This window comes from Cupriavidus sp. H18C2, assembly GCF_049393795.1.
Lineage (GTDB): Bacteria > Pseudomonadota > Gammaproteobacteria > Burkholderiales > Burkholderiaceae > Cupriavidus > Cupriavidus pauculus_C.
In genome coordinates this window covers 240,845-267,075 of record NZ_CP186011.1, presented here as the reverse complement: position 1 = coordinate 267,075, position 26,231 = coordinate 240,845, and the positions used below count along the sequence as shown (strand labels likewise).

The 26,231-nt window shown below is 70.0% G+C and carries 28 protein-coding genes; 20 read left to right on the top strand and 8 right to left on the bottom strand.

The genetic code is table 11. The annotated features are described in order from the left end of the window. Positions 1–2 precede the first annotated feature (2 nt). The 13 genes from ccmA (at position 3) to EPAKOI_RS17795 (ending at position 10,807) form a co-directional block, all read left to right on the top strand. Positions 3–641, top strand: coding sequence for a cytochrome c biogenesis heme-transporting ATPase CcmA (gene ccmA / locus EPAKOI_RS17855; protein ID WP_423194161.1), 639 nt, complete (start codon positions 3–5; stop codon positions 639–641). Then, a complete protein-coding gene (gene ccmB, locus EPAKOI_RS17850) occupies positions 638–1,315 on the top strand; it encodes a heme exporter protein CcmB (RefSeq protein ID WP_124685421.1) in 678 nt (225 codons plus the stop codon). Before ccmA ends, ccmB begins: the two co-directional genes overlap by 4 nt. Positions 1,316–1,319: 4 nt before the next feature. Beyond that, complete coding sequence (locus EPAKOI_RS17845; RefSeq protein WP_124685422.1) at positions 1,320–2,102, top strand: heme ABC transporter permease; 783 nt, start codon at positions 1,320–1,322, stop codon at positions 2,100–2,102. After that, on the top strand, positions 2,099–2,227 hold the full coding sequence (ccmD, locus tag EPAKOI_RS17840) for a heme exporter protein CcmD (RefSeq protein ID WP_423194160.1): 129 nt from the start codon (positions 2,099–2,101) through the stop codon (positions 2,225–2,227). The genes EPAKOI_RS17845 and ccmD overlap by 4 nt, the downstream gene beginning before the upstream one ends. Continuing rightward, a complete protein-coding gene (gene ccmE / locus EPAKOI_RS17835) occupies positions 2,227–2,682 on the top strand; it encodes a cytochrome c maturation protein CcmE (protein WP_124686681.1) in 456 nt (151 codons plus the stop codon). Before ccmD ends, ccmE begins: the two co-directional genes overlap by 1 nt. Beyond that, positions 2,679–4,706, top strand: a complete 2,028-nt coding sequence (locus EPAKOI_RS17830; protein WP_423194159.1) for a heme lyase CcmF/NrfE family subunit — start codon at positions 2,679–2,681, stop codon at positions 4,704–4,706. Before ccmE ends, EPAKOI_RS17830 begins: the two co-directional genes overlap by 4 nt. Next, entirely contained in the window at positions 4,703–5,245 is a 543-nt protein-coding gene (locus tag EPAKOI_RS17825; RefSeq protein WP_124685425.1) for a DsbE family thiol:disulfide interchange protein, read from the top strand. The genes EPAKOI_RS17830 and EPAKOI_RS17825 overlap by 4 nt, the downstream gene beginning before the upstream one ends. Next, positions 5,238–6,305, top strand: a complete 1,068-nt coding sequence (locus EPAKOI_RS17820; RefSeq protein ID WP_423194158.1) for a cytochrome c-type biogenesis protein CcmH — start codon at positions 5,238–5,240, stop codon at positions 6,303–6,305. Before EPAKOI_RS17825 ends, EPAKOI_RS17820 begins: the two co-directional genes overlap by 8 nt. Before the next feature lie 158 nt (positions 6,306–6,463). Then, positions 6,464–6,955 (top strand): LysR family transcriptional regulator, encoded by a 492-nt coding sequence (locus EPAKOI_RS17815; protein WP_423194157.1) that lies wholly within the window; start codon positions 6,464–6,466, stop codon positions 6,953–6,955. A 90-nt stretch (positions 6,956–7,045) separates the two neighbouring features. Further along, positions 7,046–8,107 (top strand): AI-2E family transporter, encoded by a 1,062-nt coding sequence (locus tag EPAKOI_RS17810; protein ID WP_124685428.1) that lies wholly within the window; start codon positions 7,046–7,048, stop codon positions 8,105–8,107. 15 nt (positions 8,108–8,122) lie between these two features. Continuing rightward, positions 8,123–9,028 carry a LysR family transcriptional regulator gene (locus tag EPAKOI_RS17805; protein ID WP_423194156.1) on the top strand — a complete coding sequence of 302 codons (906 nt, stop codon included), beginning with the start codon at positions 8,123–8,125 and terminating at the stop codon, positions 9,026–9,028. A 143-nt stretch (positions 9,029–9,171) separates the two neighbouring features. Continuing rightward, positions 9,172–9,783, top strand: coding sequence for a glutathione S-transferase family protein (locus EPAKOI_RS17800; RefSeq protein WP_423194155.1), 612 nt, complete (start codon positions 9,172–9,174; stop codon positions 9,781–9,783). 43 nt (positions 9,784–9,826) lie between these two features. Continuing rightward, positions 9,827–10,807 carry a pyridoxamine 5'-phosphate oxidase family protein gene (locus tag EPAKOI_RS17795; RefSeq protein WP_423194154.1) on the top strand — a complete coding sequence of 327 codons (981 nt, stop codon included), beginning with the start codon at positions 9,827–9,829 and terminating at the stop codon, positions 10,805–10,807. A 120-nt stretch (positions 10,808–10,927) separates the two neighbouring features. Here EPAKOI_RS17795 and EPAKOI_RS17790 read toward each other — a convergent pair whose 3' ends face one another. Genes EPAKOI_RS17790 through EPAKOI_RS17780 form a run of 3 tightly spaced genes read right to left on the bottom strand, consistent with a single transcriptional unit; the run spans position 10,928 to position 14,293 of the window. Next, positions 10,928–11,443 carry a GAF domain-containing protein gene (locus EPAKOI_RS17790; RefSeq protein WP_423194153.1) on the bottom strand — a complete coding sequence of 172 codons (516 nt, stop codon included), beginning with the start codon at positions 11,441–11,443 and terminating at the stop codon, positions 10,928–10,930. After that, the gene (locus EPAKOI_RS17785; RefSeq protein WP_423194152.1) at positions 11,440–12,417 is read right to left on the bottom strand and encodes a Bug family tripartite tricarboxylate transporter substrate binding protein; all 978 of its coding nucleotides are present in this window, start codon (positions 12,415–12,417) and stop codon (positions 11,440–11,442) included. Before EPAKOI_RS17785 ends, EPAKOI_RS17790 begins: the two co-directional genes overlap by 4 nt. Before the next feature lie 46 nt (positions 12,418–12,463). Continuing rightward, positions 12,464–14,293, bottom strand: a complete 1,830-nt coding sequence (locus tag EPAKOI_RS17780) for a gamma-glutamyltransferase family protein (protein WP_124685434.1) — start codon at positions 14,291–14,293, stop codon at positions 12,464–12,466. Between the two features lie 126 nt (positions 14,294–14,419). On the opposite strand from EPAKOI_RS17780, the gene EPAKOI_RS17775 reads away from it, so the two are divergent. The 3 genes from EPAKOI_RS17775 (at position 14,420) to EPAKOI_RS17765 (ending at position 16,532) form a co-directional block, all read left to right on the top strand. Then, positions 14,420–15,361, top strand: a complete 942-nt coding sequence (locus EPAKOI_RS17775; RefSeq protein WP_124685435.1) for a LysR substrate-binding domain-containing protein — start codon at positions 14,420–14,422, stop codon at positions 15,359–15,361. A gap of 66 nt (positions 15,362–15,427) precedes the next feature. Further along, on the top strand, positions 15,428–15,745 hold the full coding sequence (locus EPAKOI_RS17770) for a YnfA family protein (RefSeq protein WP_124685436.1): 318 nt from the start codon (positions 15,428–15,430) through the stop codon (positions 15,743–15,745). A gap of 238 nt (positions 15,746–15,983) precedes the next feature. Continuing rightward, on the top strand, positions 15,984–16,532 hold the full coding sequence (locus EPAKOI_RS17765) for a pilin (protein ID WP_423194151.1): 549 nt from the start codon (positions 15,984–15,986) through the stop codon (positions 16,530–16,532). A 72-nt stretch (positions 16,533–16,604) separates the two neighbouring features. Here the strand turns inward: EPAKOI_RS17765 and EPAKOI_RS17760 are convergent, their stop codons facing one another. Next, positions 16,605–16,982 carry a c-type cytochrome gene (locus EPAKOI_RS17760; RefSeq protein WP_423194150.1) on the bottom strand — a complete coding sequence of 126 codons (378 nt, stop codon included), beginning with the start codon at positions 16,980–16,982 and terminating at the stop codon, positions 16,605–16,607. A 211-nt stretch (positions 16,983–17,193) separates the two neighbouring features. Between EPAKOI_RS17760 and EPAKOI_RS17755 the strand changes: the two genes are divergently transcribed. After that, positions 17,194–19,608: a DUF3772 domain-containing protein gene (locus EPAKOI_RS17755; RefSeq protein ID WP_423194149.1), complete on the top strand. Its 2,415-nt coding sequence runs from the start codon at positions 17,194–17,196 to the stop codon at positions 19,606–19,608. A 15-nt stretch (positions 19,609–19,623) separates the two neighbouring features. Here EPAKOI_RS17755 and EPAKOI_RS17750 read toward each other — a convergent pair whose 3' ends face one another. Together EPAKOI_RS17750 and pip are read right to left on the bottom strand one after the other, a co-directional pair. Next, complete coding sequence (locus EPAKOI_RS17750; RefSeq protein ID WP_124685439.1) at positions 19,624–19,833, bottom strand: hypothetical protein; 210 nt, start codon at positions 19,831–19,833, stop codon at positions 19,624–19,626. 182 nt (positions 19,834–20,015) lie between these two features. Continuing rightward, on the bottom strand, positions 20,016–20,978 hold the full coding sequence (gene pip / locus EPAKOI_RS17745; RefSeq protein WP_423194148.1) for a prolyl aminopeptidase: 963 nt from the start codon (positions 20,976–20,978) through the stop codon (positions 20,016–20,018). 151 nt (positions 20,979–21,129) lie between these two features. Here pip and EPAKOI_RS17740 point away from each other — a divergent pair, with 151 nt between their 5' ends. After that, positions 21,130–21,855 carry a DUF2076 domain-containing protein gene (locus EPAKOI_RS17740; protein ID WP_423194147.1) on the top strand — a complete coding sequence of 242 codons (726 nt, stop codon included), beginning with the start codon at positions 21,130–21,132 and terminating at the stop codon, positions 21,853–21,855. 102 nt (positions 21,856–21,957) lie between these two features. Continuing rightward, positions 21,958–23,061: a zinc-binding metallopeptidase family protein gene (locus EPAKOI_RS17735; RefSeq protein ID WP_423194146.1), complete on the top strand. Its 1,104-nt coding sequence runs from the start codon at positions 21,958–21,960 to the stop codon at positions 23,059–23,061. Here the strand turns inward: EPAKOI_RS17735 and EPAKOI_RS17730 are convergent. Further along, complete coding sequence (locus tag EPAKOI_RS17730) at positions 23,045–24,289, bottom strand: MFS transporter (protein WP_423194145.1); 1,245 nt, start codon at positions 24,287–24,289, stop codon at positions 23,045–23,047. The two genes, EPAKOI_RS17735 and EPAKOI_RS17730, sit on opposite strands and share 17 nt — an antisense overlap. 394 nt (positions 24,290–24,683) lie before the next feature. Between EPAKOI_RS17730 and EPAKOI_RS17725 the strand changes: the two genes are divergently transcribed. Beyond that, positions 24,684–25,220, top strand: a complete 537-nt coding sequence (locus EPAKOI_RS17725) for a hypothetical protein (protein WP_423194144.1) — start codon at positions 24,684–24,686, stop codon at positions 25,218–25,220. A 28-nt stretch (positions 25,221–25,248) separates the two neighbouring features. On the opposite strand, the gene EPAKOI_RS17720 is transcribed toward EPAKOI_RS17725, so the two are convergent. Next, a complete protein-coding gene (locus EPAKOI_RS17720; protein ID WP_423194143.1) occupies positions 25,249–26,145 on the bottom strand; it encodes a LysR family transcriptional regulator in 897 nt (298 codons plus the stop codon). Between the last annotated feature and the right edge of the window lie 86 nt (positions 26,146–26,231).

Below are 26,231 nucleotides of genomic sequence, written 5' to 3'. Positions count from 1 at the left end.
CCATGGCCGCCGCGCTGGAGGCCAGCGAGCTGACCGTCCGGCGCATGGGCCGGAAGATCTTCCGCGACGTCGGCGTGGCGCTGCCGCCGGGCGGGCTGCTGCAGGTCGTCGGCCCCAACGGTGCGGGCAAGACCACGCTGCTGCGCGTGCTGTCGAGCCTGCTGCAGCCGGCCGCGGGCCAGCTTGCATGGCTCGGGCGCCCGGTGCGCGCGGGCGATGCCGACTACCTGGCCAGCCTGGCCTACGTCGGCCACACCAACGGCATCGACGCCGACCTGGGCCCGCTCGACAACCTGCGCTTCGCCGCGCGCATGGCCGGGCTGCGGCCCGATACGGCCGCGCTGCGGCAGGCGCTGGCGCGGCTCGGGCTCGATCGCGTGGCCGAAACGCCCGTGCGGGCGCTGTCGCAGGGCCAGCGGCGGCGCGTCAGCCTGGCCCGGCTGGCGCTGGCGCCGCGCCGGCTGTGGCTGCTGGACGAGCCGCTGACGTCGCTCGACCGCGACGCCGCCGACCGCTTCCACGCGATGCTTGGCGCGCACCTGGCCGACGGCGGCATGGCGGTCGTCGCCACGCACCAGCCGCTGGACGTACCCGGTGGCGCGGTGCTGGCGCTGCGCGGCGCCGAGGGGCGGCCATCATGATCGCCACCACCGGGGTGCTCGGCGCCGTGGTCGCGCACGACCTGTCGCTGGCGTGGCGGCGCCGCACCAGCCTGCTGGCCAGCGTGGTGTTCTTCGTGATCGTCTGCAGCCTGTTTCCTCTGGCCATCGGCCCCGACCCACAGCAACTGCGCGCGCTGGCGCCGGGCATCCTCTGGGTGGCCGCGCTGCTGGCGTCGATGCTGTCGCTGTCGCGCCTGTTCGCGCAGGAATACGCCGATGGCAGCCTGGACCAGCTGCTGCTCTCGCCCCATCCGCTGGCGCTGCTGGTGCTGGGCAAGATCTGCGCGCACTGGCTGACCAGCGGCCTGCCGCTGCTGGTGCTGACGCCGCTGCTGGCGCAGCAATACAGCCTGCCCGGCGCGGCCACGTTGCTGCTGACCGCGTCGCTGCTGGTCGGCACGCCCGCGCTGAGCCTGATCGGCGCGGTGGGCGCGGCGCTGACGCTGGGCGTGCGCGGCGGCGCGGTGCTGCTGTGCATCCTGGTGCTGCCGCTGTCGATCCCGGTGCTGGTGTTTGGCGCCAGCGCCGGCGCGGCCGCCGACGCGGGGCTCAGCGTGGCGCCGCATTTCTCGCTGCTGGGCGCCTGCCTGGCGCTGTCGCTGCTGCTCTGCCCGCTGGCGGCGGCGGCCGGCCTGCGCATCGCCATGGAGTGACACGATGACCCGCCACGCCTCGCTGCCCGACGCCTCGCCATCGCCCGCCGCCTGTCCGCTGCCGCCCGCGCGCCTGCGCTGGACCGCGCTGGCCGCGCCGGTGCGCTTCTATCCGCTGGCCGGCCGGCTGGCGCCGTGGTGCTTCGCGCTGGCGGCCGTGTGGCTCGCGGTGGGGCTCTGGCTCGGCTTTGTCGTGGCCCCCACCGACGCCCAGCAGGGCGAGGTCTACCGCATCATCTTCATCCACGTGCCGGCTGCGTGGATGTCGATGTTCATCTACCTGGTGATGGCCATCTACGGCGCGCTGTCGCTGGTGCTGCGCACGCGGCTGTCCGCGATGATGGCGTCGGCGCTGGCGCCCACGGGCGCCATGTTCACGTTCCTGGCGCTCTGGACCGGCGCGCTCTGGGGCAAGCCGACGTGGGGCACATGGTGGGTCTGGGACGCGCGGCTGACGTCCGAGCTGATCCTGCTGTTCCTCTACCTCGGCTTCCTGGCGCTGGAATCGGCCATCGACGAGCCGCGCCGCGCCGAGCGGGCCTGCGCGGTGCTGGCCGTGGTGGGCGTGGTGAACCTGCCGGTCATCTACTTCTCGGTGCAATGGTGGAACACGCTGCACCAGGGCGCGTCGGTGAGCCTGACGGCCGCGCCGACCATGGCCGCGACGATGCTGGCCGGCATGCTGGCGATGACGCTGGCCTGCTGGCTGTACACGATTGCCGTCGCGCTGGTGCGCGTGCGCTGCATCCTGCGCGAGCGCGGCGAAGTGGGGAGGCTGCGAGCATGAGCGGTCATACGGCGTACATCGTCGGCGCGTTCGGCGTGGCATTGGCCGCCATCGTGCTGGAACTGGGCTGGCTGGCGCGGCGGGGCCGGCGCGGCACGGCCGACGGGCGGAGCGACGCGCCATGATGACCGCGCGCCAGCGGCGCCTGGGCCTGCTGCTCGCAGCGCTGGTCTGCGGCAGCGTGGCGCTGGCGCTTGTGCTCAATGCGTTCCGGTCGAACCTGGTGTTCTTCTTCAGCCCCAGCCAGATTGCCGCGCAGGAGGCGCCCACCGCGCGGGCGTTCCGGCTGGGCGGGCTGGTGGCGCCCGGCTCCATCCGGCGCGAGGGCGAGAGCCTGACCATCCGCTTCATCGTCACCGATACGCGGCATACGGTGCCCGTGGTCTATCGCGGCCTGCTGCCGGACCTGTTCCGCGAAGGCAAGGGCGTGGTGGCGCGCGGCATGCTCGATGCCAGCGGCACGTTCGTGGCCAGCGAGGTGCTGGCCAAGCATGACGAGAACTACATGCCGCCGGAGGCCGCCGAGGCCCTGAAGCGGGCCGCCAACGACAGCGCCCCCGGCGCGAAGGCGCAGCGATGATCGTCGAACTGGGCCACTTCGCGCTGATCTGCGCGCTGCTCGCAGCGCTGGTGCAGGGCGTGCTGCCGCTGGCGGGCGCGCCGCGCGGCTTCGTGCCGTGGCTGGCGCTGGCGCGGCCGGCGGCGGTCATCCAGTGCGTGCTGGTGCTGGCCGCGTACCTGACGCTCACGTGGGCGTTCGTCGACAACGATTTCAGCGTGCGCTACGTGGCCGGCAACTCGAACAGCGCGCTGCCGCTGGTGTACCGGCTGGCCGCCGTCTGGGGCGGGCACGAGGGGTCGATGCTGCTCTGGACGCTGATGCTCGCGGGCTGGTCGCTGGCCGTGGCGCTGTGCAGCCGGCGCCTGCCGCTGGCGTTCGTGGCGCGCGTGCTGGGCGTGATGGGCGCGATCTCCACCGGGCTGCTGCTGTTCCTGCTGTTCGCGTCGAACCCGTTCGTGCGGCTGCTGCCGCGCGCGATGGAAGGCCGCGACCTCAACCCGCTGCTGCAGGACCCCGGCATGGTGTTCCATCCGCCGTTCCTCTACATGGGCTACGTGGGCTTTGCGGTGGCCTTTGCGTTCGCGCTGGCGGCGCTGCTGGAAGGCCGGCTGGACGCTGCGTGGGCGCGCTGGTCGCGGCCGTGGACCACGCTGGCGTGGGCGTTCCTGACCGTCGGCATCGCGCTGGGCAGCCTGTGGGCCTACTACGAGCTGGGCTGGGGCGGCTGGTGGTTCTGGGACCCGGTCGAAAATGCGTCGTTCATGCCGTGGCTGGCCGGCACGGCGCTGATCCACTCGCTGGCCGTTACCGAAAAACGCGGCGCGTTCCGCGCGTGGACCGCGCTGCTGGCCATCTTCACGTTCTCGCTGAGCCTGCTGGGCACGTTCCTGGTGCGCTCGGGCGTGCTCACGTCGGTCCACGCATTCGCGGTGGACCCACGGCGCGGCGTATTCATCCTGACGCTGCTGGCGCTGGTCACGGGCCTGGCGCTGGCGATCTTTGCGTGGCGCGCGCCGCAACTGCGGCGCGGCACCGCGTTCAGCCTGGCGTCGCGCGAGACGTTCCTGCTGGCCAACAACGTGCTGCTGGCCGTGGCGGCGTCGGCGGTGCTGCTCGGCACGCTCTATCCGCTGCTGCTCGATGTGATGGGGCTTGGCAAGGTGTCGGTGGGCCCGGCCTACTTCGAGCAGGTGTTCGTGCCCCTGATGGCGCCCGCCGTGCTGCTGATGGGCGCGGCGCCGCTGGCGCGCTGGCGCCGGGGCGACTGGCCGCCCGTGGCGAGGCGGCTGCGCTGGGCGGCCGTGGCCAGCGTGGTCATCGCGCTGGGCCTGCTGCTGGTGCTGCGCCACCGCTCCGCGCTGACCGGGCTGGGGCTGACGCTGGCGCTGTGGTGCATCGCCAGCGCGCTGGCCAGCCTGGCAGACCGGCTGCGGCACCGGCCCGGCTGGCTGGCGGCGCTGCGCCAGTTGCCGGCCGGCTACTGCGGCATGCTGCTGGCTCACGCGGGCGTGGGCGTGTTCATCGTCGGCGTGACGCTGGTGGGCAGCCAGGAGACCCTGCGCGAGCTGCCGATGCGGCCCGGCGACAGCGTGACCGTGAACGGCTACGCGTTCCGCTTTGACGGCGTGCTGCCCGTGGCCGGGCCGAACTACGAGGCGCTGCGCGCGGTGCTGACGGTGACGCGGGACGGCCGGCCCGTCACGACGCTGGGCACCGAGCGGCGCATCTACCGCAGCCAGGACATGCCCACCACCGAGGCCGCCATCGATACCGGCTTCACGCGCGACCTCTACGTGGCCGTGGGCGAGGCCGCCGGCGAGAAGACCTGGGCGGTGCGCATCTACGTCAAGCCGTTCGTGACATGGATCTGGGCCGGCTGCGGGCTGATGGCGCTGGGCGGACTGGTGGCCGCTGGCGACCGCCGCTACCGGGCGCGGCGGCGCGTGGCCGAAGTTGCGGACGTGGCCGGGGCCGACGACGGCCGGCTGGCACCGCTCTCGCAGGCCAAGGCAGGACAACCGGTGCCGGGAGCCACGCCATGACCCGCTTCCTGCTGCCGCTGGCATTGTTCCTGGCAATCGTCCTGGCGCTGGGCGCCGGCCTGCGCCACGATCCGCGCGAGCTGCCGTCGGCGCTGGTCGGCAAACCCGCCCCGGCATTTGCGTTGCCGGTGCTGGCCGCGCAGGACGGGCCCCGGACGGTGACCACCGCGGACCTGCGCGGCAAGGTGTGGATTCTCAACGTCTGGGCGTCGTGGTGCGCGGCGTGCCGGTCCGAGCATCCGCTGCTGGTCGACTTTGCGGCGCGCTCGCCGGTGCCGGTCTACGGCCTGAACTACAAGGACACGCCGCCCGCCGCGCTGGCGTGGCTGCGCGAGATGGGCGATCCGTACCGCCAGTCGCTGGTCGATGCCGATGGCCGAGCGGGTATCGACTTCGGCGTCTATGGCGTGCCCGAAACCTACGTGATCGACGCCCAGGGCGTGGTGCGCTACCGCCAGGTGGGCCCGCTCACGCGCGACGTGCTGGAGCATCGCATCCAGCCGCTGCTCGACCAGTTGCGCGGAGACGGCCATGCCTAGCCGCCGCTGGCACACGTTGCACACGCTGCGCACGTTGCTGGTGCTGCTGGCGGTGCTGGCGGGCCCGGCGCACGCCGCCGCGCCCGACCCCGCCCTGGACGCGCGCGTGCACGCGCTGGCGCAGCAGTTGCGCTGCATGGTCTGCCAGAACCAGACGCTGGCCGATTCCAACGCGCCGCTGGCCGTGGACCTGCGCGGGCAGATCCGCGCGCAGATGGCCCAGGGCGCCAGCGATATGGCGATCAAGGATTTCCTGGTCCAGCGCTACGGCGACTTCGTGCTCTACGATCCGCCGTTCAAGCCGGCCACGTGGGCGCTGTGGCTCGGCCCGTTCGCGCTGCTGGCCGGCATCGTGGCAATGCTGTGGCGGCGCCGGCGGGCCACGGCGACGGCCGCGCTGGCGGCGGGCGAAATCCTCCCGCCCCGGCCGGCAGAACCGCCACCGCCCCGCCGCGCCGGCGCGCGCTGGACGTCGGCCGCGCTGTGCCTGTGCCTGCCGCCGGCCGCGGCGGCGATCTACCTGCACCTGGGCAACCCGTCGGCGGTCTGGCAGCGGGCCGATGCGCACGACCTGTCCGGCGACACGCACGCGCCCCAGATTGGCCAGATCGAGGCCATGGTGGACCAGCTCGCGCGCCGGCTGCAGGCCAAGCCCGACGACGCCACGGGCTGGACCATGCTCGCGCGCTCGTACACGGTGCTCGAACGGTTCGACGATGCCGCCTCGGCCTACGCCCGGGCCATTGCGCTGGCGCCCGGCGTGGCCTCGCTCCATTCCGACTACGCCGACGTGCTGGCGAGCCTGGACGACGGATCGCTCGAAGGCCGGGCGATGACCGAGATTCGCGCCGCGCTGGCCCACGACCCGGAAGACCCGAAGGGCCTGGCGCTGGCGGCCAGCGCCGCCGCCCAGCGCGGCGACGTGGCACAGGCCATCGACTACTGGCAGCGGCTGTACCGGCTGCTGCCGCCCGATTCCCAGACCGCCACGCGCATCGCCGCCAATATCGCGGCGGCACAGGGCGCCGGGGCGCCGGCCAATGCCGCCACGCCGCGCTGAACCTGCGGCACAGCGCCACATCGTCCGTAATTCCTTGCATCTGCCACGAAAAGGTTGCAGTTAGCGCATCCCGTTCCGGGAAACGCCTTGCCTTGTCTGCCGACAAGTGGCCCGAAAGTGAATGCCGCCACAATGCCGCAATTTGGGCGTCGGCCACAGTGACAGCGAAACGGAACAGGGAACGATACGCGCCGGAATGCGGCGCGACGGCAGGCAGCGAACCGCGGCACGGCCGTCTGGCGCTGGCCCTGCCGGTGCGGGCGCCCGAGGAATGCCGCCCCGCCCCGCCCGCCCGGCACGTCAGCACCACGCACCTGCGCCGCTTTGTGCTGCTGATGCAATACGAGTCCGCCGTGGCGGCCGAGCACTACACGGGCGTCCGGGCCGCGTCGATCCGCTATGCGGTGCAGCGGCTGGAGGAACGGCTGGGCACGGCGCTGTTCAACCGCTCCCCCTCGGCCATGTCGCCCACGGCCGCCGCCGATCGCCTGTATCCGTGTGCCGTGCGCCTGCTGGACATGTGGGACACGCTGACCGGCGGATCCGCGCACGACGCCCCGCACGCCCAGCCCTCTTCCCGGGCTCCGCAAGGCCCCGATGCCCCGGACGCCCGCGACGCCTCCCTGCCGCCCGGCCCCCTGTGGGAGTAACGGAAGCGGTCTGCCAGTGGCTGTCTGGCATCGGCCAGTCACCCTTCCATCGTAGAATGGCCAATTACTTGGCAACCCCGGGGTTCACCCATGGCCGATCGTGACGGTCTGCATCACAAGACATTCCTGCTGTTGCTGGCGATGGTCACCATCGCATTTTTCTGGATCCTGCTGCCGTTCTACGGCGCCGTGTTCTGGGGCGCCGTGCTGGCCATCATCTTCGCGCCGCTGCAACGGCGGCTGGTCAACACGCTGCGCGGCCGCACCAACGTGGCCGCGCTGCTGACCCTGATACTGGTACTGGTGCTGGTCATCCTGCCGGTCACGGTCATCACGATGTCGCTGATCCAGGAAGGCGTGAACCTGTACGACAGCATCCGCTCGGGCCAGATCAACTTCGGCCACTACTTCCAGTCCGCCGCCGACGCGCTGCCGCCGTTCGTGCGCGACATGCTGGCCCGCGCCAACCTGGCCAGCGTGTCCGACCTCAAGGACAAGCTCAGCGCCAGCGCGCTGGTGGCCAGCCAGGCCGTGGCCACCCGGGCGCTCAGCATCGGCCAGAACACGGCCCAGTTCATGATCGGCTTCGGCATCATGCTGTACCTGCTGTTCTTCCTGCTGCGCGACGGGCCCGTGCTGTCGCGCAAGCTGCGGCTGGCCGTGCCGCTCAGCGCCAGCCACAAGCAGCACCTGATCCAGAAGTTCACCACCGTCGTGCGCGCGACGGTCAAGGGCAATATCGCCGTGGCCGTGGTGCAGGGCGTGCTGGGCGGCGGCATCTTTGCCGTGCTCGGCATCCAGGGCGCGCTGCTGTGGGGCGTGGTGATGGCCTTCCTGTCGCTGCTGCCGGCCGTGGGCGCGGGGCTGATCTGGGCGCCGGTGGCGGTCTACTTCCTGCTGACCGGCGCCATCCTGAAGGGCTGCATCCTGATCGGCTTCGGCGTGCTGGTGATCGGCCTGGTGGACAACGTGCTGCGCCCCATCCTGGTCGGCAAGGACACGCAGATGCCGGACTACGTGGTGCTGATTTCCACGCTGGGCGGCATGGCGCTGTTCGGGCTGAACGGCTTTGTCATCGGCCCGCTGATCGCGGCGCTGTTCATCGCCTGCTGGGACCTCAACAACACCGAGGACCCGGCCGACCTGCACTGACCCGGGCGCCCGACCATGGACCGACTCCAGGCGATGAAGACGTTCGTGGCCGTCGTGGAATGCGGCGGCTTCACGCCGGCCGCGCGCCGGCTGGACGCGTCGCTGAGCGTGGTGAGCCGCATCGTCACCGACCTGGAGACCCACCTGGGCGTGCGGCTGCTGACGCGCACCACGCGCGTGGTGCGGCCCACGGCCACCGGCGCCGCCTACTACGAGAACTGCCGCCGCATCCTGGCCGAGATCGACGAGGCCGAACTGGCCGCCGCCGGCAGCCACGAGGCGCCGCGCGGGCGGCTGTCGATCACCGCGTCGGTGCTGTTCGGGCGCCGCTTCGTGACGCCGGTGGTGGTGGAATACCTGCGGCGCTACCCGGAGGTCGATGTCGACTGCCTGTTCATCGACCGCATCGTCAATTTCATCGACGAGGGGATCGACGTCGGCGTGCGGATTGGCGAGTTGCCGAGTTCGTCGCTGCAGGCGATCCCCGTGGGCCGCGTGCGGCGGGTGGTCTGCGCCGCGCCCGACTACCTGTCGCGCTACGGCACGCCGGGTTCGCCCGATGACCTGGCGGCCTATGCCGTGATCCAGACCACCGGCATCTCGACCGCGCCGGAGTGGCGTTTTCAGCACAATGGCGAGCCGATGCCAGTGCGGCTGACCCCGCGCATGGCCACCACCACCAATGACTCGGCCATCGCCGCGGCCGTGTCCGGCTTCGGGCTGGTACGTGTGCTGTCCTACCAGATTGCCGACGAAGTGCGCGACGGCCGCCTGCGGATCGTGCTGGCCGACTTCGAGCCGCCGCCGCTGCCCATCCACATCATCCACCGAGAAGGCCGCCACGCGATGCACAAGGTGCGGGCCTTCATCGACCTGGCTGTCGATACGCTGCGCGGCACGGCGTCGCTGAACGGCGGCTGAGCGCCGCCCGGCCGCATTCTTCTGGAATCCACAAGAGTCCCTTCGGCGGCCGCCCGTTTTTCCGCCTGATCGGGCTGTCTATAGTCGATCCTTACCCGGCACGGCTTCTCCGTGCCGCAACAATCGACCCAGGACCCCCGACCATGAAACTCTACGGACACCCGCTCTCCGGCCACGCCCACCGCGCCTGGCTGTACCTCTCGCTGCTCGGCCAGCCGGCCGAATGGGTCGACGTCGACCTGCTGGCCCGCGCCCACAAGACGCCCGAATTCCTGGCCATGAACCCGTTCGGCCAGGTGCCCGTGCTGGTGGATGGCGACACGGTCGTCAACGATTCCAACGCGATCCTGGTCTACCTGAGCAAGAAGCTCGGCCGCACCGACTGGCTGCCGGAAGCGCCGGCCCAGGCCGCCGCCGTGCAGCGCTGGCTGTCCGTGGCCGCCGGCGACCTGGCGTTCGGGCCGGCCCGGGCGCGGCTGGTGACCGTGTTCAACGCCCCGCTGGACAGCGAGGACGCCATCTCGCGTGCCCACGTCCTGCTCAGGCGCATGGACGACGCGCTGGCCGCCACAGGGTGGATCGCCGCCGACCATCCGACCATTGCCGACGTGGCGCTCTACAGCTACACGGCCCGCGCGCCGGAAGGCTTCGTCGACCTTGCCGAGTATCCCAACGTGCGCCAATGGCTGGCCCGCGTGGAGGCGCTGCCGGGCTTCGTGCCGTTCCAGCAGACCGCCGTCGGCCTTGCCGCCTGAGCCTTAACCGTTCCGATTCGCCCCGTTGCCGAAGGAGCCCGCCATGACCCCGCATCCCGCCGCCCACGCCGCCATCCAGCCCGGTACGCCCTGGCATACCGGCGAACGCCAGCTCCAGGCCAGCATCGGCGTGGAGACGCGGCTGGCCGAAGTGGGGCCGCGCGTGGTGCGCGACTACATGCCGGACCAGCACCGCGACTTCTTTGCGATGCTGCCGTCGATCGTGATCGGCACGGTGGCGCCCGATGGCCGTCCGTGGGCCACGGTGCGCGCCGGCCAGCCGGGCTTCCTGCATTCGCCCGATCCGCGCCGGCTGGACGTGACACTGGTGCGCGACGCCGACGACCCGGCCGACGCGGGCATGGAGGACGGCAACGCCATCGGCCTGCTCGGCATCCAGCCGGCCACGCGGCGGCGCAACCGGATGAACGGCGCCGTGCACCGCGCCGACGCGGGGCATTTTCATGTGGCGGTGGGCCAGAGCTTTGGCAACTGCCCGCAGTACATCCAGAAACGGGCGCCGATCTTTATCCGCGACGCCGGCACGCCGGCCCCGGTGGCACCCGAGGTGCTGGACGCGCTGGACCCCCGCGCGCGCACGCTGATCCGCCACGCCGACTCGTTCTTCGTGGCGACCTATGTCGACCTGCCGGACGGCCAGCGCCAGGTGGATGTGTCGCACCGTGGCGGCAAGCCCGGCTTTGTCCGCGTGGACGACGACGGCGGCCTGACCATCCCGGACTTCGCCGGCAATACGTTCTTCAACACGCTGGGGAATATCGTGGCCAACCCGGTGGCGGGGCTGGTATTCGTCAGCTACGCAACGGGCGACCTGCTGCAGATGACCGGCCGCGCCGAGGTACTGACCGATTCGCCGGACATCGCCCGCTTCGAGGGCGCCCAGCGGCTGTGGCGCTTTGTGCCGGAACAGGTCATCCGCCGCGATTCGGCGCTGCCGCTGCGCTGGGACATCGACCCGGACGGCGCGTCACCGCAGGCGCTGGCGACGGGGAGCTGGGGTTGAGGGGTGGGCGGATGCGCTGGCGGGGGTACTGGCGGGGACACGTCGCAAATTGCACCTCGGTGCCCTCTCCCCCGGCCCCTCTCCCGCGGGCGGGAGAGGGGAGAAAAAGCTGTCGCGGTCTCACCCGCCTGTCGCTTCCCGCACCGCCCCGGCCACCCACTGCGCCAGCATCCGCAGCGCGGTGAGGTCCTCGGCGGTCCACGTCTCCACTGCAGCCAGGTAGTTGAACGTGCCGATCACCGTGCCGCCGTGGCACAGCGGCACGTTGACCACGCCGTTCAGGCCCAGGTTGCGGATGGTGGCGATGTCGTCGAACACGGCGGCCAGGGCCGTGTCGCCTTCGCCGACGAAGACTTCGCCGCGTTCCAGCAGTTGGCGGGTCCAGGCGGTGTCGCCCTTGACCTTCTTGCCGCCCACCGGATACGCGGCCGGGTCCGACGACCAGAGCCGGCGGATTTCGCGGGTCGGCACGTCCCAGGCGTTGATGGTCAGCAGGCCCGGCCCGACGATGTCGAGCGTGGCCTGGCCCACCGCGTCCATGACGGCCTGCGGCGTGGCGGCCGCGCGCAGGCGGTCGAACAGCGGGTGCAGGTGCGCCTGCCAGTGGCCCAGCGAATCCACGCTTTCCATCCTCATTCCCCGTGGATGCCCAGGTCCTTGATCAGCTTGCCGTAGCGGTCCGCGTCGCGGCGCAGGATCTTGCCGAATTCCTGCGGCGTCGACGTGGCCGTTTCCACGCCGATGGCATCCATCTTGGCCTTGACCTCGGGCAGCGTCATCACGCGGTTGATCTCGCGGTTCAGGCGCGCCACCAGGTCGGCGGGCATGTTCTTCGGGCCGAAGGCGCCGTACCAGACCGACAGCTCGTAGCCGGGAATGGTCTCGCCGACGGTCGGCACGTTGGGCAGCAGCGGCGAGCGCTTGGCCTCCGTCACGGCCAGCAGCTTCAGCTTGCCGCCCTTCACGTGCGGCAACGTCTGCGTGCCGGCCGAGAACAGCAACTGGGTCTGGCCCGCCACGGTGTCCACCACGGCCGGGGCGCCGCCCTTGTAGGGCACGTGCAGCATCTGCACGCCGGCCATCTTCTCGAACAGCACGGCGCTGAGGTGGTTGGTGGAGCCCGGGCCGGCGCTGGCGTAGGCCAGCTTGCCCCGGTTGGCCTTGGCGTAGGCGATCAGTTCCTTGACGTTGCTGGCCGGCACCGACGGATTCACGACCATCGTGTTGGTCACGTAGGCCAGCAGGCCCAGCGGTGTGAAGTCGTCCACGCCCTTGAACGGCATGTTGGCCATCAGCGCCGGGTTCATCGCGTGCGTGCTCATCGAGCCAATCAGCAGCGTGTAGCCGTCCGGCTGGGCGCGCGCGACCATGGCCGAGCCGATGTTGCCCGACGCACCGGGCTTGTTGTCGACGATCACCGGCTGGCCCAGCGACTTCGTCAGGTGCTCGGACAGCACGCGCGCCAGGATGTCGGTGGACCCGCCGGCGGCCCAGGGCACGATCAGCGTGACGGGCTTGGCCGGATAGGCGTCGGCGGCACCGGCGTGGCCGGCGAACGACATCGCCAGTGCGGCGGCACCGCACAGCAGGCTCTTGAATACGGACCTCATGATGCAACTCCCCTTCTGTCTTCGGACTTCTCGATGTAATCGGGCTTTAGCGGCCCACTGCGTAACCCTGCATGCCGCGCGCGTTGGCGCCGGCACGCAGCACCAGCCGGCCGCGCGCGTCGCGCTCGCGCGTGCAGGCCGACATGCGGCCTTCCGACCAGTCTTCACCCACGCGAACTTCGTGCCCGCGCGCGCGTAGCGCGTCCACGGTGGCAGCCGGGAAGCGCGATTCGACGGTAATGCGGTTCAGCGTCGTCTGGCGCGGCCAGAACGACTGCGGGAAATGGTCGATATGCCACGCGGGCGCGTCGATCGCCTCCTGCAGGTTCATGCCGTGCACCGCGTGGCGCATGAAGAACGCCAGCGACCACTGGTCCTGCTGGTCGCCGCCGGGCGTGCCGAAGACCATGTACGGCTCGCCATCGCGCAGGCACAGCGACGGCGACAACGTGGTGCACGGGCGCTTGCCCGGTGCCAGCGTGTTGGGCAGCCCCGGTTCCAGCCACGTCATCTGCAGCCGCGTGTTCAGCGCGAAGCCCAGCGACGGGATGGTCGGGCTCGACGACAGCCAGCCGCCCGACGGCGTGGCCGCCACCATGTTGCCGTGGCGGTCGATCACGTCGATGTGGCAGGTATCGCCGACAAAGACCTCGCGCTCGGCCCATTCGCTGACCGGCGGCAGCGCGGCAAACGTGGGCTCGCCGATGCCGAAGCGCGTGTCGGCCACGGCCAGCGTGCGCTCGGCCACGCCAAGGTCCGGCATGCGCGGCGCCAGGCCGCCCAGCGCGCCGGGCAGCATCGCCGTCGACGCCTGGTCGCCGATCAGCGCGGCGCGCGCGGCCAGGTACTGCGGGTCCAGCAGCGCGCGCAGGCGGCTGTCGGTGAACAGCGGATCGCCGTACCACGCGGTGCGGTCGGCCATCGCCAGCTTGGCGGCCTCGGCAATCTTGTGCACGAATTCGGGCGACGTGGGGGCGTGGGCGTCCAGCCCGGCGTGGCGCAGCATGCCAAGCTGCTGCAGGAACATCGGCCCCTGGCTCCAGATGTCGCACTTGGCCACCGCGTAGCGGCCAAAGTCCAGCGAGACCGGCGCCTCGACCGTGGGCGTCCAGCCCGCCAGGTCGTCGTAGCGCAGCAGGCCGGTGTGCTTTTCGCCCGTGGTGTCGCGCACGGGGGTGTCGCGGCAGTAGGCGTCGATGGCTTCGGCCACGAAGCCGCGGTACCAGCACTGCATCGCGGCGTCGATCTGGCCGGTGCGGCTGTCGCTGGCGGCCATGGCGGTCTCCACCACGCGCGTGTAGGTATCGGCCAGCACCGGCAGCGTGTGCAGCGCGCCGGGGCGCGGCACCTTGCCGTCGGGCAGCCAGGTATCGGCCGAGCTGTGCCATTCGTCGCGGAACAGCGACTCGACGGCCAGGATGGCCTGCGAGATACGCGGCACCAGCGGAAAGCCGTTGCGCGCATAGCCGATGGCGGGCGCCAGCACGTCGGCCACCGACCACGTGCCGTGGTCGCGCAGCATCGTCAGCCATGCGCCGAACGCGCCGGGCACCGTGGCGGGCATCAGGCCGATGCCGGGCATCAGTTCCATACCCTGGCGGCGCAGTGCCTCGGGGTCGGCCAGCGCCGGGGCCGGGCCCTGGCCGCAGACCGCGCGCACGGCGCGGTCCTTTTCGCTCCAGAACAGGATCGGCACCTCGCCGCCGGGGCCGTTCAGGTGCGGCTCCACCACCTGCAGCACGAAGCCCGCCGCCACCGCCGCGTCGAAGGCATTGCCGCCGCGTTCCAGCACGCCCATCGCCGTCTGCGTGGCCAGCCAGTGGGTGGAAGCGGCGACGCCGAAGGTGCCGACGATCTCGGGGCGTGTCGTGAACATGAGGGAATGACTCCTTTTGCAGGCATTTGCAACGTGATTCGAGTATAGGCAGCCGGGATAACTGCCAACATCGAATTTCTTATCGTTGTATTACCATCTGGTTATACCTGCCCGGACCGCCTTCCCATGCCGATTGCCACCGACAAGCTGCTGCACCAGATCGTGTCGCGCCTGCGCCTGCGTCATTTGCCGCTGCTGCTGGCGCTGGAGCGCCAGCGCTCGGTGTCGCGCGTGGCGGCCGAGCTGAACCTGTCCCAGCCGGCGGTGACCAAGGCACTGCGCGAGATCGAGGACATCTTCATGACGCCGCTGTTTACGCGCACGCGCAACGGGCTGGAGCCCACCGCCACGGGCGCGGCCGTGCTGACCCACGCCCGGATGACGATGGCCGACGCCGAGGCGCTGGGCCGCCAGCTGGCCGTGATCGAGGCTGGCAAGCGCGGCCGGCTGCGGCTGGGCGTGATTCCGTACACGGCGCGGGCGGTGCTGGACGCGGCGCTGGCCTATGCGCTGGACCAGTCGCCGCGCCTGACCGTGCTGGTGCGCGAGGGGACCACCGACGAACTGGTGGGCGCGCTGCGGCAGCACGAACTCGACTGCGCCATCGCCCGGTCGTTCTACCTGGCCGGCGAGGACATCGCCCAGCAACCGCTCTACCGCGAAGAGCCGGTGCTCGTGGTACCGTCGCGGGCCAAGGCGCGGCTGGCGCGCGGCGGGCTGGACTGGAAGCGGCTGGCCGAACTCGACTGGATCCTGCCGCCGCCGCACACCCCGGTGCGCCGCACGATCAATACGATGTTCGCGGTGGCCGGCGTGGCGCCGCCGCTGCCGATTGTGGAGACCTACTCGGTCAAGCCGATGGCCACGCTGCTGCGCAGCCAGCCCGACGCCATCACCATCGTCCCGCGCGCCGTGGCCGCCGAACTGATCGAACTGGGCGACGCCGCCGCACTACCGTTCTCGCTGAGCTGGGACCTGCCGCCCGTGGGCGTGATGTGGCGCCGGGAGTCGGAAGCCAATGAACTGGTGCTGCCGCTGGTGGCGGCGCTGCAGCGGGCGGTCAGTTGATGGCGCCTGCCTGCTTCCGGTTTGCGCACCCAATGCCAGACGCCGCTTGATAGAAGCCACAACCCTATGAAAACCATCGCCCTCTACCTGCTGACCGCGCTGGCCGAAATCCTCGGCTGCTACCTGCCCTACCTCTGGCTGCGGCAGCACGGCAGCCCCTGGCTGCTGATTCCCGGCGCCATCTCGCTGGCGGTCTTTGCCTGGCTGCTGACGCTGCACCCGGACGCCTCCGGCCGGGTCTACGCCGCCTACGGCGGTATCTATATAGCAGTGGCCATCGGCTGGCTCTGGCTCGTCGACGGCCTGCGGCCCACGGTCTGGGATGTGACAGGTGTCACAATCGCGGTCGCCGGCATGGCCGTGATCGTCTTTCAGCCGCGTTAAATGGGCGCCGCAGGCGGTTTAATCGCCACCTCCCGCTGACAAAAACCGTCACCAGGTGTTTCTTGAGTCGCTCCCTCCCAGAGTGGGGTGACAACTTTTGACAGATACATCTGGTTACAGGTGACAAGAATTCTCACATTTCTACGAATTCTGGCCCGTTTCAGGGCTGGCACACCTGTTGCTCTCTATGCACCCGACAGCAACTGCTGTTTCCAAATTAATCAAAGGGGTCAATTCCATGAAAAAAGCACGGATGGGAATCCAACGGGTCCAGAAGGGTTTTACGCTGATCGAACTGATGATCGTGGTCGCGATCATCGGTATCCTGGCTGCTATTGCGATTCCGCAATATCAGGATTACGTGGCGAAGACGCAGGTCGCGCGTGTGGTCAGCGAAACCTCGGCGTATAAGACGGCAATCGAAGACCGGCTGAATCAAGGTGCCCAGAGCGTTTCGTCGGATGACGTGGGTTACGTCACTTCTACGTTGGTGGCGGCGAACCCGTTTGCCACGGCTATCGCGCCGGGAGCGGACGGTTCGTTTACCTATACCGCGACCATTGGCGGCAATGCCAGCAAGGCTGTGTCGGGCGCTACGGTTACCCTCGCCCGGGACAAGACGGGTACTTGGAAGTGCACGACCGCAGCAGGCGGCTCTCAGAACTGGAAGACCAGCTACGCTCCCGCCGGCTGCGGCCCGGCGACTAATGGTAACGGCACGGGCACCGGCACCGGCACGGGCACCGGCACCGGCACCGGCACGGGCACGGGCACGGGCGGCGCGTAAGTCGCACGATAGCCTTAGCCTGCAAAAAACCCCTGGCCTTTCCCCAGGGGTTTTTTCTTTTCTGAAGCCTCTTCACCGGTCTCCGACCTGCCCCCTCAAATACCCCAGCAAATCCTCCACCTGTCCCGCATTCCCCATCCCCCAGAAACGCATCTTCGTCCCCGGCACGACCTTGTCCGGCGACTTGACGAAGGCTCGCAGCGTTTCGTCGTTCCAGACCACGTTTGACGTTTTCATCGCCTCGGAATACCGGTAGTCGGCGGTGCTGCCAGCCTTGCGGCCGTAAATGCCGTTCAGGTGCGGGCCAAAGGCGGCGCGGGCGGAGGGGCCGACCTGGTGGCACGACGCGCAGCGGGTGGTGAAGATCTGGCGGCCTTTCTCGATATCGGCGGCCTGGGTGGGGGTGGTTGGAAGGGCGAGCAGAACGGCCAGGGGGACGGTGAACTTCATGATGCGTGGCGGGTGATGAAACGGCTTTGCCCTCTCCCCGGCCTCTCTCCCGCGATGTGGGCGATGAGAGCAAACCTCCCGAGAAAAAGCGCTGTGGGCGCCGTTTTATGTAACAGCATGTGAGGCTGTGCAGTGGAAGGCGTACTGTACACCGGGCGCTGAAAGGGCGGCTTTTATACTGCCGGGCCGGTCAACCACCGCGCCCCCCCTCATGCGCAGAATCATCTGGCTCGTCATGAGCCTTGTCATTGCCGCACTGCTCCAGGTGCCGGCATTCGCCGCCGATCCGGCCTCCGAGGCCGAAGCGCAGCAAATCCCCGTCCTGACCCACGCCGAAGCCGTTGCCGAACTGAAGCGCCTGCAATCCGAGCAGGATCGTGTGAAGCAGCAGGCATCCAGCGCGTCGGGCAATACCAAGCTTGGCGACCTCAACGACGCCCTGAAGACGCTCGACGAGGATGTCGACAAGCTGACCGCGTCGCTGACGCCGCAGCGCGCCCAGGTGCAGGCCCAGGTGGACCTGCTGGGCCCGCCGCCCGAGGCCGGCACCACCAAGGAAGCGCCGGCCGTGGTCAGGCAGCGCGCCGAGCTGAAGGCCCGCGTGGCGCAGCTCGACGACGAACTGAAGCAGGCGGCCGACAGCAAGGACAACATCGCCCACCTGCAGGACCAGCTGGCCAAGCTCCAGCGCAGCCGGCTCAAGGACCAGCTGGCGCTGCGTTCTGACAGCATCCTGAATCCGGCCTTCTGGACGCCGCTGTTCAAGGTGTCCGACGAAGACAAGGAACGGCTGGGCAACTTCACCGACGACATCGGGCCGATGATCCGCGACGCCTGGCACCCGTCCAACCGCGGCAAGACGCTGATCCTGCTGGCCGTGGCGCTGGCCGTCTGGTCGCTGGGCCGGCGGCTGCTGGAACGCGGGCTGGCGTGGTTCTGCCTGACGCAGTTGCCCGAGACCCGCCTGCGCCGCAGTGCGCTGGCGCTGGCCACGGCGCTGACCACGGTCGTCACCACCGCCTTCGCGGTGCGCATCGTCTATGCGGCGTTCACGGGCGGCGAGGAGATCGCGCCGGCGCTGCAGGACCTGATGAACGAGATCGCCAAGTTGACGATGACCAGCGCGCTGATCGCCGGCCTGGGACGTGCATTGCTGTGCACCCGGCATCCGAGCTGGCGGCTGCCCGCGCTGGCCGATCCCGTGGCGCTGGCGATGAAGCCGTTCCCGACCGTGCTGGCCGGCCTGCTGCTGCTGGCGGGCACGCTGGAGCAGCTCAATCGCATGGCCGACACCACGGTGCAGGTCACGCTGCTGGGCCGGGGGCTGGTGTCGCTGGTGGTGGTGCTGACGATTGGCGCGGCGCTGCTGCGCGCCAACAAGGTCCGCAGCGAACTGGTGGCGGCCGGCGAGCGGCCCGAGGAACGCGCCACGCTGGCCGGGCTGATCCACGCCGCCGTCACGGTGATCGTGGCGGTGTCGTTCGTGGCGCTGCTGATCGGCTACATCAGCTTTGCGCGATTCCTGACCTACGAACTGGTCTGGTTCGACATCGTGCTGTGCAGCCTGTACCTGCTGACCCAGCTCACGCGCGACGTCTGCGAGGCGCTGTTCTCGGCCAACCACCGCAGCGGGCGCATCATCAAGCAGTTGTTCGGGGTGGGCGACAGCCATCTGGAGCAGGTGTCGACCGTGCTGTCCGGCCTGGGCGCCAGCGTGCTGTTGCTGCTGGCCGTGCTGGCGCTGCTGACCGGCGGCTTCGGCACCACGCCGGCAGACCTGCTGAACAGCCTGCTGACCGTGCTGGGCGGCGAGAAGCTGCGCAGCATGAACATCATGCCGGACCGCATCCTGAACGCCGTGATCGCGCTGATCGTCGGCATCTGGCTGCTGCGCACCGTGCGCCGCTGGCTGGACGCGGAACTGCTGCCCAAGCTGTGCTCGGAGCCCGGCCTGCGCGCGTCGCTGATCACGCTGTTCAGCAACGTCGGCTACGTGCTGCTGGTGCTGCTGACGCTGTCGCTGCTGGGCGTGACGTGGGAAAACCTGGCGTGGATCGTCAGCGCGCTGTCGGTCGGTATCGGCTTTGGCCTGCAGGAAATCGTCAAGAACTTCGTGTCCGGCCTGATCCTGCTGACCGAGCGCCCGGTCAAGGTGGGCGACATGGTCAGCCTGGCCGGCGTGGAGGGCGACATCCGCCGCATCAACGTGCGGGCGACGGAAATCCAGCTTGGCGACCGCTCCACGGTGATCGTGCCGAACTCGCAGCTCATCTCGCAGAACGTGCGCAACGTGACGATGAGCAACAGCACGCAGGGGGTGGCGACGCTGCAGCTCACCTTCCCGCTCAACACCGACCCCGAGGCGGTGCGCGACCTGCTGCTCGACGTCTACCGCGAGAACGACACCATTCTCGACATCCCGGCGCCGTCGGTCACGTTCAGCCAGTTGGCGCCGAATGGCATCACGCTGAGCGTGACGGGCTACGTATCCAGCCCGCGCATCGCGGCCGGCACCAAGAGCGACCTGCTGTTCGATATCCTCAAGCGGCTGCGGGCGGCCAATATCTCGCTGTCCGAGCCGCAGACGCTGCGGGTGGAGAACATGGCGGCCGCGCTGGGCACCTGAGCGCGCGGCCCGGCGCTAGTGCGTGCCGGGCGCGTGGCCGGTCCAGTAGTCGGCGCCATCGTCGTGCGTGGACAGGACGACCTTCTGGTGGCAGTGCTGGCAGGTGTAGACAAAGACCTGCCGGCCGGCGTGAACTTGCGTCTCGCCTGACCTGGCCAGGCGCGGATGGGGCGGAACATGACCGGGACGACCCAGCAGGTTCTTGCAGAGTTCGCAAGGAACCATGGTGCTCTCCAACTCTGACTTCGGACACCGCAACAGCGACGCCCGCCCTTTTCGCAAAAGATGCAAAAGCAGACATTGCTGCAGCGCAACAGAAAGTCAGTATAGGCGCACGATCGTGCGGTCGCCACGGGCTTTCCGGCCGATAGACGATTTCCTCGACCGGCCGCCCCGCCCGCCCGGCATCAGCCGTTCGGCTGTGTGGCGAAGCGGTCCGTGGCGGCCAGCAGCTGGTCCATGATGCCGGGCTCGGTCCAGGCGTGGCCGGCGCCCTCGATCAGGTGAAAGTCGGCGTCGGGCCAGGCCTGGTGCAGCGCGTAGGCGTAGCGCACCGAGCACGGCATGTCGTAGCGGCCGTGCACGATCACGCCGGGAATGCCGGCCAGCTTGTGGGCGTCGCGGATCAGCTGGCCATCTTCCAGCCAGCCACGGTGCGTGAAGTAGTGGTTCTCGATGCGGGCGAAGGCCAGCGCGAAATGGCCCTCGTCGTGCTTGGCGCTGTTGTCGGGGTTCGGCAGCAGCGTGATGGTCTCGCCTTCCCAGACGCTCCAGGCGCGGGCCGCTGCCAGCTGTTTCTCGCGGTCGTCGCCGGTCAGCAGCCGGCGGTAGGCGGCCATCATGTCGCCGCGCTCGGCCTCGGGTACCGGGGCCTGGAAGCGCGCCCACTTGTCCGGGAACATTTCCGAGACGCCGAACTGGTAGTACCAGTCCAGCTCCGCCTGCGACACCGTGTACACGCCGCGCAGCACCAGTTCGCTCACGCGGCGCGGGTGGGTCTGGGCATAGGCCAGCGCCAGCGTGGAGCCCCACGAGCCGCCGAATACCAGCCACTGTTCCACGCCGATCAACTGTCGCAGCCGCTCGATGTCGTCGACGAGGTGCCAGGTGGTGTTGGCCTCCAGCGACGCGTGCGGCGTGGACTTGCCGCAGCCGCGCTGGTCGAACAGCAGCACGTCGTAGCGGGCGGGGTCGAACAGGCGCCGGTGGTCGGGCGAGATGCCACCGCCCGGGCCGCCGTGCAGGAACACGGCCGGCTTGGCGCCGCGCGTGCCCACGCGCTCGAAGTACAGCACATGGCCGTCGCCCACGTCGAGCGTGCCGGTCTCGTAGGGTTCGATGTCGGGGTAGAGGGTGCGCAGGGCGGACATGAAATGTTGCGTGGCGAGATCATTCGAAACAAAAGTGTAGCCCCGGCGCGGGCCGATTGCCGCTAAGTTTCGCCTTAAGTCTCGTTTAAGTCTTCGGCCCTAGATTGGAGCCGTACCGCAACGACGCAACCGAACCGCAAGAGGTGATGCCATGACTCCCCAAGACGTGCAGGCCCTGGAAGCCTTCCTGACCCAACTGACCCAGGCGCGCGTGGACGACAAGGACCCGCAGGCCGCCGCGATGATCGCCGACGCCGCGGCCCGCCAGCCCGACGCCGCCTACCTGCTGGTGCAGCGGTCGATGCTGCTGGACCGCGCGCTGCAGAACGCCCAGGCCCAGATCGTGACGCTGCAGAACCAGTTGCAGGCCGCCCAGGGCGGCGCAGGCCGGAGCTTTGTCGACAACGACAACGCGTGGGGCCACAGCGCCGGCCGCGCGCCGCAGCCCCCGGCCTACCAGCCGGCGCCGCAGTACCCGCCGGCCGGCTACCAGGCCGCGCCGGGCCAGGCGCCGATGGCGCAGCAGCCGGCGCAGGCGGCCCGCCCCGGCTTCCTGGGTGGCGGATTCGGCAGCACGCTGGGCACCATCGCCACCACGGCGGCCGGCGTGGCCGGCGGCGCGATGCTGTTCCAGGGCATCGAGAACCTGTTCCACCACGGCAACGGCGGCGGCGGCTTCTTCGGCAACCAGACGGGGTCGGGTTCGGGTTCGGGGTCGGGTTCTGGCTCGGAGACCGTCGTCAACAACTTCTACGGCGATGACGCGGGTTCGGGCGGCCAGCGGGACAACGCGCTGCTGGCCGACAACGGCAACCTCGACAACGGGCTGGACGACTACGTCGATGCCGGCCAGGACGACGACTCGTCGTTCTTCTGACCCCCACCCCGCGGTTGTAGGACGGCGCCCGGTTGCACGGGCGCCCGCGCCGGGGCACGATCAGCCCATCGTGCCCAATCTGCCCAGCCCCCGGCCGGCGCCATGAAGACCTTCCACTGCAATCGCTGCGGCAACCTGGTGTTCTTCGAAAACGTCGCCTGCGAGCGCTGCCAGGCGACGCTGGGCTTCCTCCCGGCCATCTCGCAGATTGCCGCGTTCGAGGGCGACGACGACAGCGGCTGGCGCAGCCTGCGTCCGGACGCCCCGGACCAGATGTTCCGCCGCTGCCACAACTACCGCGCCGAGGCGGTCTGCAACTGGATGGTGCCGGCCGGCGACCCCAGCCCCCTGTGCGACGCCTGCCAGCTCACGCACACGATCCCCAACCTCGACGTGCCCGGCAACCGGCTGTACTGGTACCGGCTGGAATCTGCCAAGCGGCGGCTGCTCTATACGCTGCTGTCGCTGGGCCTGCCGGTGATCTCGCGCGGCGACGATCCGCAGGGCGGCCTGCAGTTCGACTTCCTGGCCGATGCCGGCCCCCACTCGCGCGCGATGACCGGCCACGACAACGGCCGCATCACGATCAACATCGCCGAGGCCGACGACACGCACCGCGAGCAGACGCGCAACAAGATGGGCGAGGCGTACCGCACGCTGCTCGGCCACTTCCGGCACGAGGTGGGGCATTTCTACTTCAACCTGCTGATTGCCGACACGCGGCGGCTGGAGCCATTCCGCAAGCTGTTCGGCGACGAACGCGCCGACTACGGCCAGGCGCTCAAGCGCCACTATGAACAGGGCGCGCCGCCCGACTGGCAGGCGTCGTACATCAGCGCCTACGCGACGATGCATCCGTGGGAAGACTGGGCCGAGACCTGGGCGCACTACCTGCACATGGTCGATACGCTCGACACGGCCGTGTCCTGCGGGCTCGTGCTCAAGCCCGACAGCCCGCAGGAGCCGACGCTGACCGACCAGACGCCGGTGGAGGACGCCAGCTTCCGCAGCCTGATGAACCGCTGGTTTCCGCTGACCTACGTGCTCAACAGCCTGAACCGCAGCCTTGGCGCGCCGGACAGCTACCCGTTCACGCTATCGCCGACGGTGGTCGCCAAGCTCGAATTCGTGCACCGCGTGATCGACGCCGCGGCGCGCGAGCACGCGGCCCACCGGCTGGCGGCCGGCGCTACGCCGGCACCGTGACGTCGCGGCGCGGCGCGCTGGCCAGCGACCACGCAAACACCGCCAGGCCGCCCAGCGCCAGCAGCGCGCCAACCCAGCCCGTCGACGTCCAGCCCATGCCGGCGGCGATGGTCACGCCACCCAGCCACGCGCCCAGCGCGTTGGCCAGGTTGAAGGCCGAGTGGTTCAGCGCGGCAGCCAGCGTCTGCGCGTCGCCGGCCACGTCCATCAGGCGGATCTGCAGCGGCGGCCCCAGTGCCACGGCCGTGCCCACCAGCATCACGTTCAGCGACGCCAGCCACGCGTGGTGCGCCGTGAAGAAGAACGCGCCAAGCACCAGCGCCGACCAGACCAGCACGCCGCCGACAGTCGGCATCAGCGCGCGGTCGGCCAGCTTGGCGCCAGCCAGGTTGCCCGCCACCATGCCCACGCCGAACAGCGCCAGCACGACCGGAATGCCGCTGGCCGGCAGGTGCGCCACCTCCAGCATCGTCGGCTTGACGTAGCTGAACACGGCAAACATGCCGCCAAACCCGATCGCGCCGATGCCCAGCGTCAGCCACACCTGCTTGCGCGCCAGCGCGGACAGCTCGCGCAGCGGGCTGGCGTGGCGATCCGCCGGCACGAACGGCACCCAGCGCCAGACCAGCAGCACCGTCAGCGCGCCGATGGCGCCGACGATCATGAACGCGGCGCGCCAGCCCAGCCACGCGCCGATGCCGGCCGCGATCGGCACGCCCACCAGCGTCGCCACGGTCAGCCCGAGCATGACCAGCCCCACCGCCTGCGCGCGGCGTTCCCGCGCCACCAGGCTCGCCGCGACCAGCGCCGCCACGCCAAAGTAGGTGCCATGCGGAAAGCCGGTCAGCAGGCGCAGCGCCAGCATCGACAGGTAGTCCGGCGCCAGCGCGCTGGCAACGTTGCCCATGGCAAACCACGCCATTAGCGCGATCAGCAGGTTGCGGCGCGGCCAGCGCGCGCCCAGCACGGCCAGCAGCGGGGCGCCGATCACCACGCCCAGCGCGTAGGCGCTGATCAGGTGGCCGGCTTCGGGGATGGTGATGGCGAGGTCGCGGGCGGCGTCGGGCAGCAGGCCCATGATCACGAATTCGCCGGTGCCGATGCCAAAGCTGCCGACGCCCAGCGCCAGCAGCGCACGGCGGTCGGCGGCACGGTCGCGCGGCGCGTCGGCCGTGGACGAGCCCGGCAGATCGGGAAGGTTGTCAAAATTTCCGGAAGGAGCGGTCATGAGGCGAGAAGCAGGCAATATTTTTCATGGCGGCGCCGCGCACTGGCGGGCGGGATCTTGCGTCCTGCCTCGGGGGCTCCAGCGTGCTCCGGTTGCGGCGATGCGTTGCGTTCGGCTGCGTAGTACCACGCAGTGCCGCCGGGGCGGCACGCCTACGCGCGAGGGCGCTATTGTGGGCCAAAACGGCGGACGCTGCCGGGCGCGCCGCAAAGCCCCTGCGCGCAGGTACTGTATCCGCAGGTATCCACTGGGGCCCCTGGCACTGTGGGATAGGGCACAACGAGCATTGCGGGCGCCGCGATGGCCGCCCTATGCTGAAGACATGCGGCGCCCGGGCATCGAGCCCACGAAGCACGGTGCCGGATGCCGCGCGTATCGTCGTGTGGGAGGGGATATGTCCCTGCGGAATGCACTGCTTTTATCGGCCATTGGCCTGGCCTGGACCGTCCCCGCCTTCGGGCAGGGTTGCCAGCACGACATGCAATGCAAGGGCGACCGCATATGCAACCAGGGCGTATGCATGGCCGCCGATGCCGACGGCTCGGACAGCCCGGCCGCCACGGGGTCGTCGTCCACCTCGTCTGGCTCGTCGGCCCCGGCTTCCAAGCCGCTGCCGACGATCCGGCTCTCGCCCAAGCCTGCGCCGCAGGCATCGCCGGCGCCGTCGCCCGTATCGCCACAATCGCCGCCGTCGCAGGTGCAGCCGCAACCCGCGCCGCAGCCGGCATCGCCACCGCCCGCGCAGATGTCGCCGCAACACCAGGCCCAGGGCGCGCAGCAGCAGGTCAGCGTGCCGCAAAGCTGCTGCACCGTGGCCGGCAAGCTGCGCATGGCCCCGCTGCAGTCGGGTGATGCGCCGCTGATGGCGGGCGACAGTTGCCGCGGCTTCACCAACTCGGGCAAGCCGGTGCCGGGCATCGTCTGCAACTAGTTGACGAAGGCGGCCCGCGCCGCGCGCGCTACGCCACCGCCGCCGTGATCTGCTCGCGCAGCCAGCGGTGCGCGGGATCGCGGTGCGCGCGCTCGTGCCAGAGCATCGACATCTCGTAGCCGGGCACGTCCACGGGCGCGTCCACCGCCTGCAGCGCGGCGTTGTCGCGCACCAGCCGGTCCGGCAGCATGGCCACGAGGTCGGTGCTGGCCACGACCGACGCCACATACAGGAAATGCGGGACCGACAGCACCACGCGACGCGACAGCCCCACGGCGGCCAGCGCCTCGTCGGTGACACCAAGGAAGCCGCCGCCATCGGGCGACACGATCACGTGCTCCAGCGCGCAGAACTGCGCGGCCGTGGGCTTGCGTTTCAGGCGCGGATGGCCCACGCGGCCCACCAGCACGTAGCGCTCGGTGAACAGCGACTGGCGATGCAGCGCGGCCGGCGCGCCTTCGGTCGTGTGGAAGGCCAGGTCGATGTCGCCCTGCTCCGCCTGCCGCGCCAGCCGGGACGGCACCATCTCCACCACGGCCACGCGCGTGCCGGGCGCCGCCTGACGCAGCGTGGCCAACGCGGGCAGCAGCACGGTCAATTCGCTGTGGTCGCTGGCGGCGATGCGCCAGGTGTGCGTGGCCGCGCCGGGGTCGAACGGCTGCTCGGGCGACACCGCGCGCTCCAGCGCGGCCAGCGCCTCGCGTAACGGCTCGCGCAGCGATTCGGCGCGCGCCGTGGGCCGCATGCCGCGCGGGCCCGGCAGCAGCAGCGGATCGTCGAAGATCTCGCGCAGGCGGGCCAGATGCACGCTGACCGAAGGCTGGGAATAGTGCAGGCGCTGGGCCGCACGCGTGACGTTGTGCTCGGAGAGCAGCACATCCAGGGTGACCAGCAGGTTCAGGTCGAGCCGACGCAGGTTGATCATGGCGGTATCGAGGGGGCCTGGCATAGGCTTCGATAATACCTGCTATCCCGACAATTCATTTCTCCTACCGTGGCCGTCCCTATCCT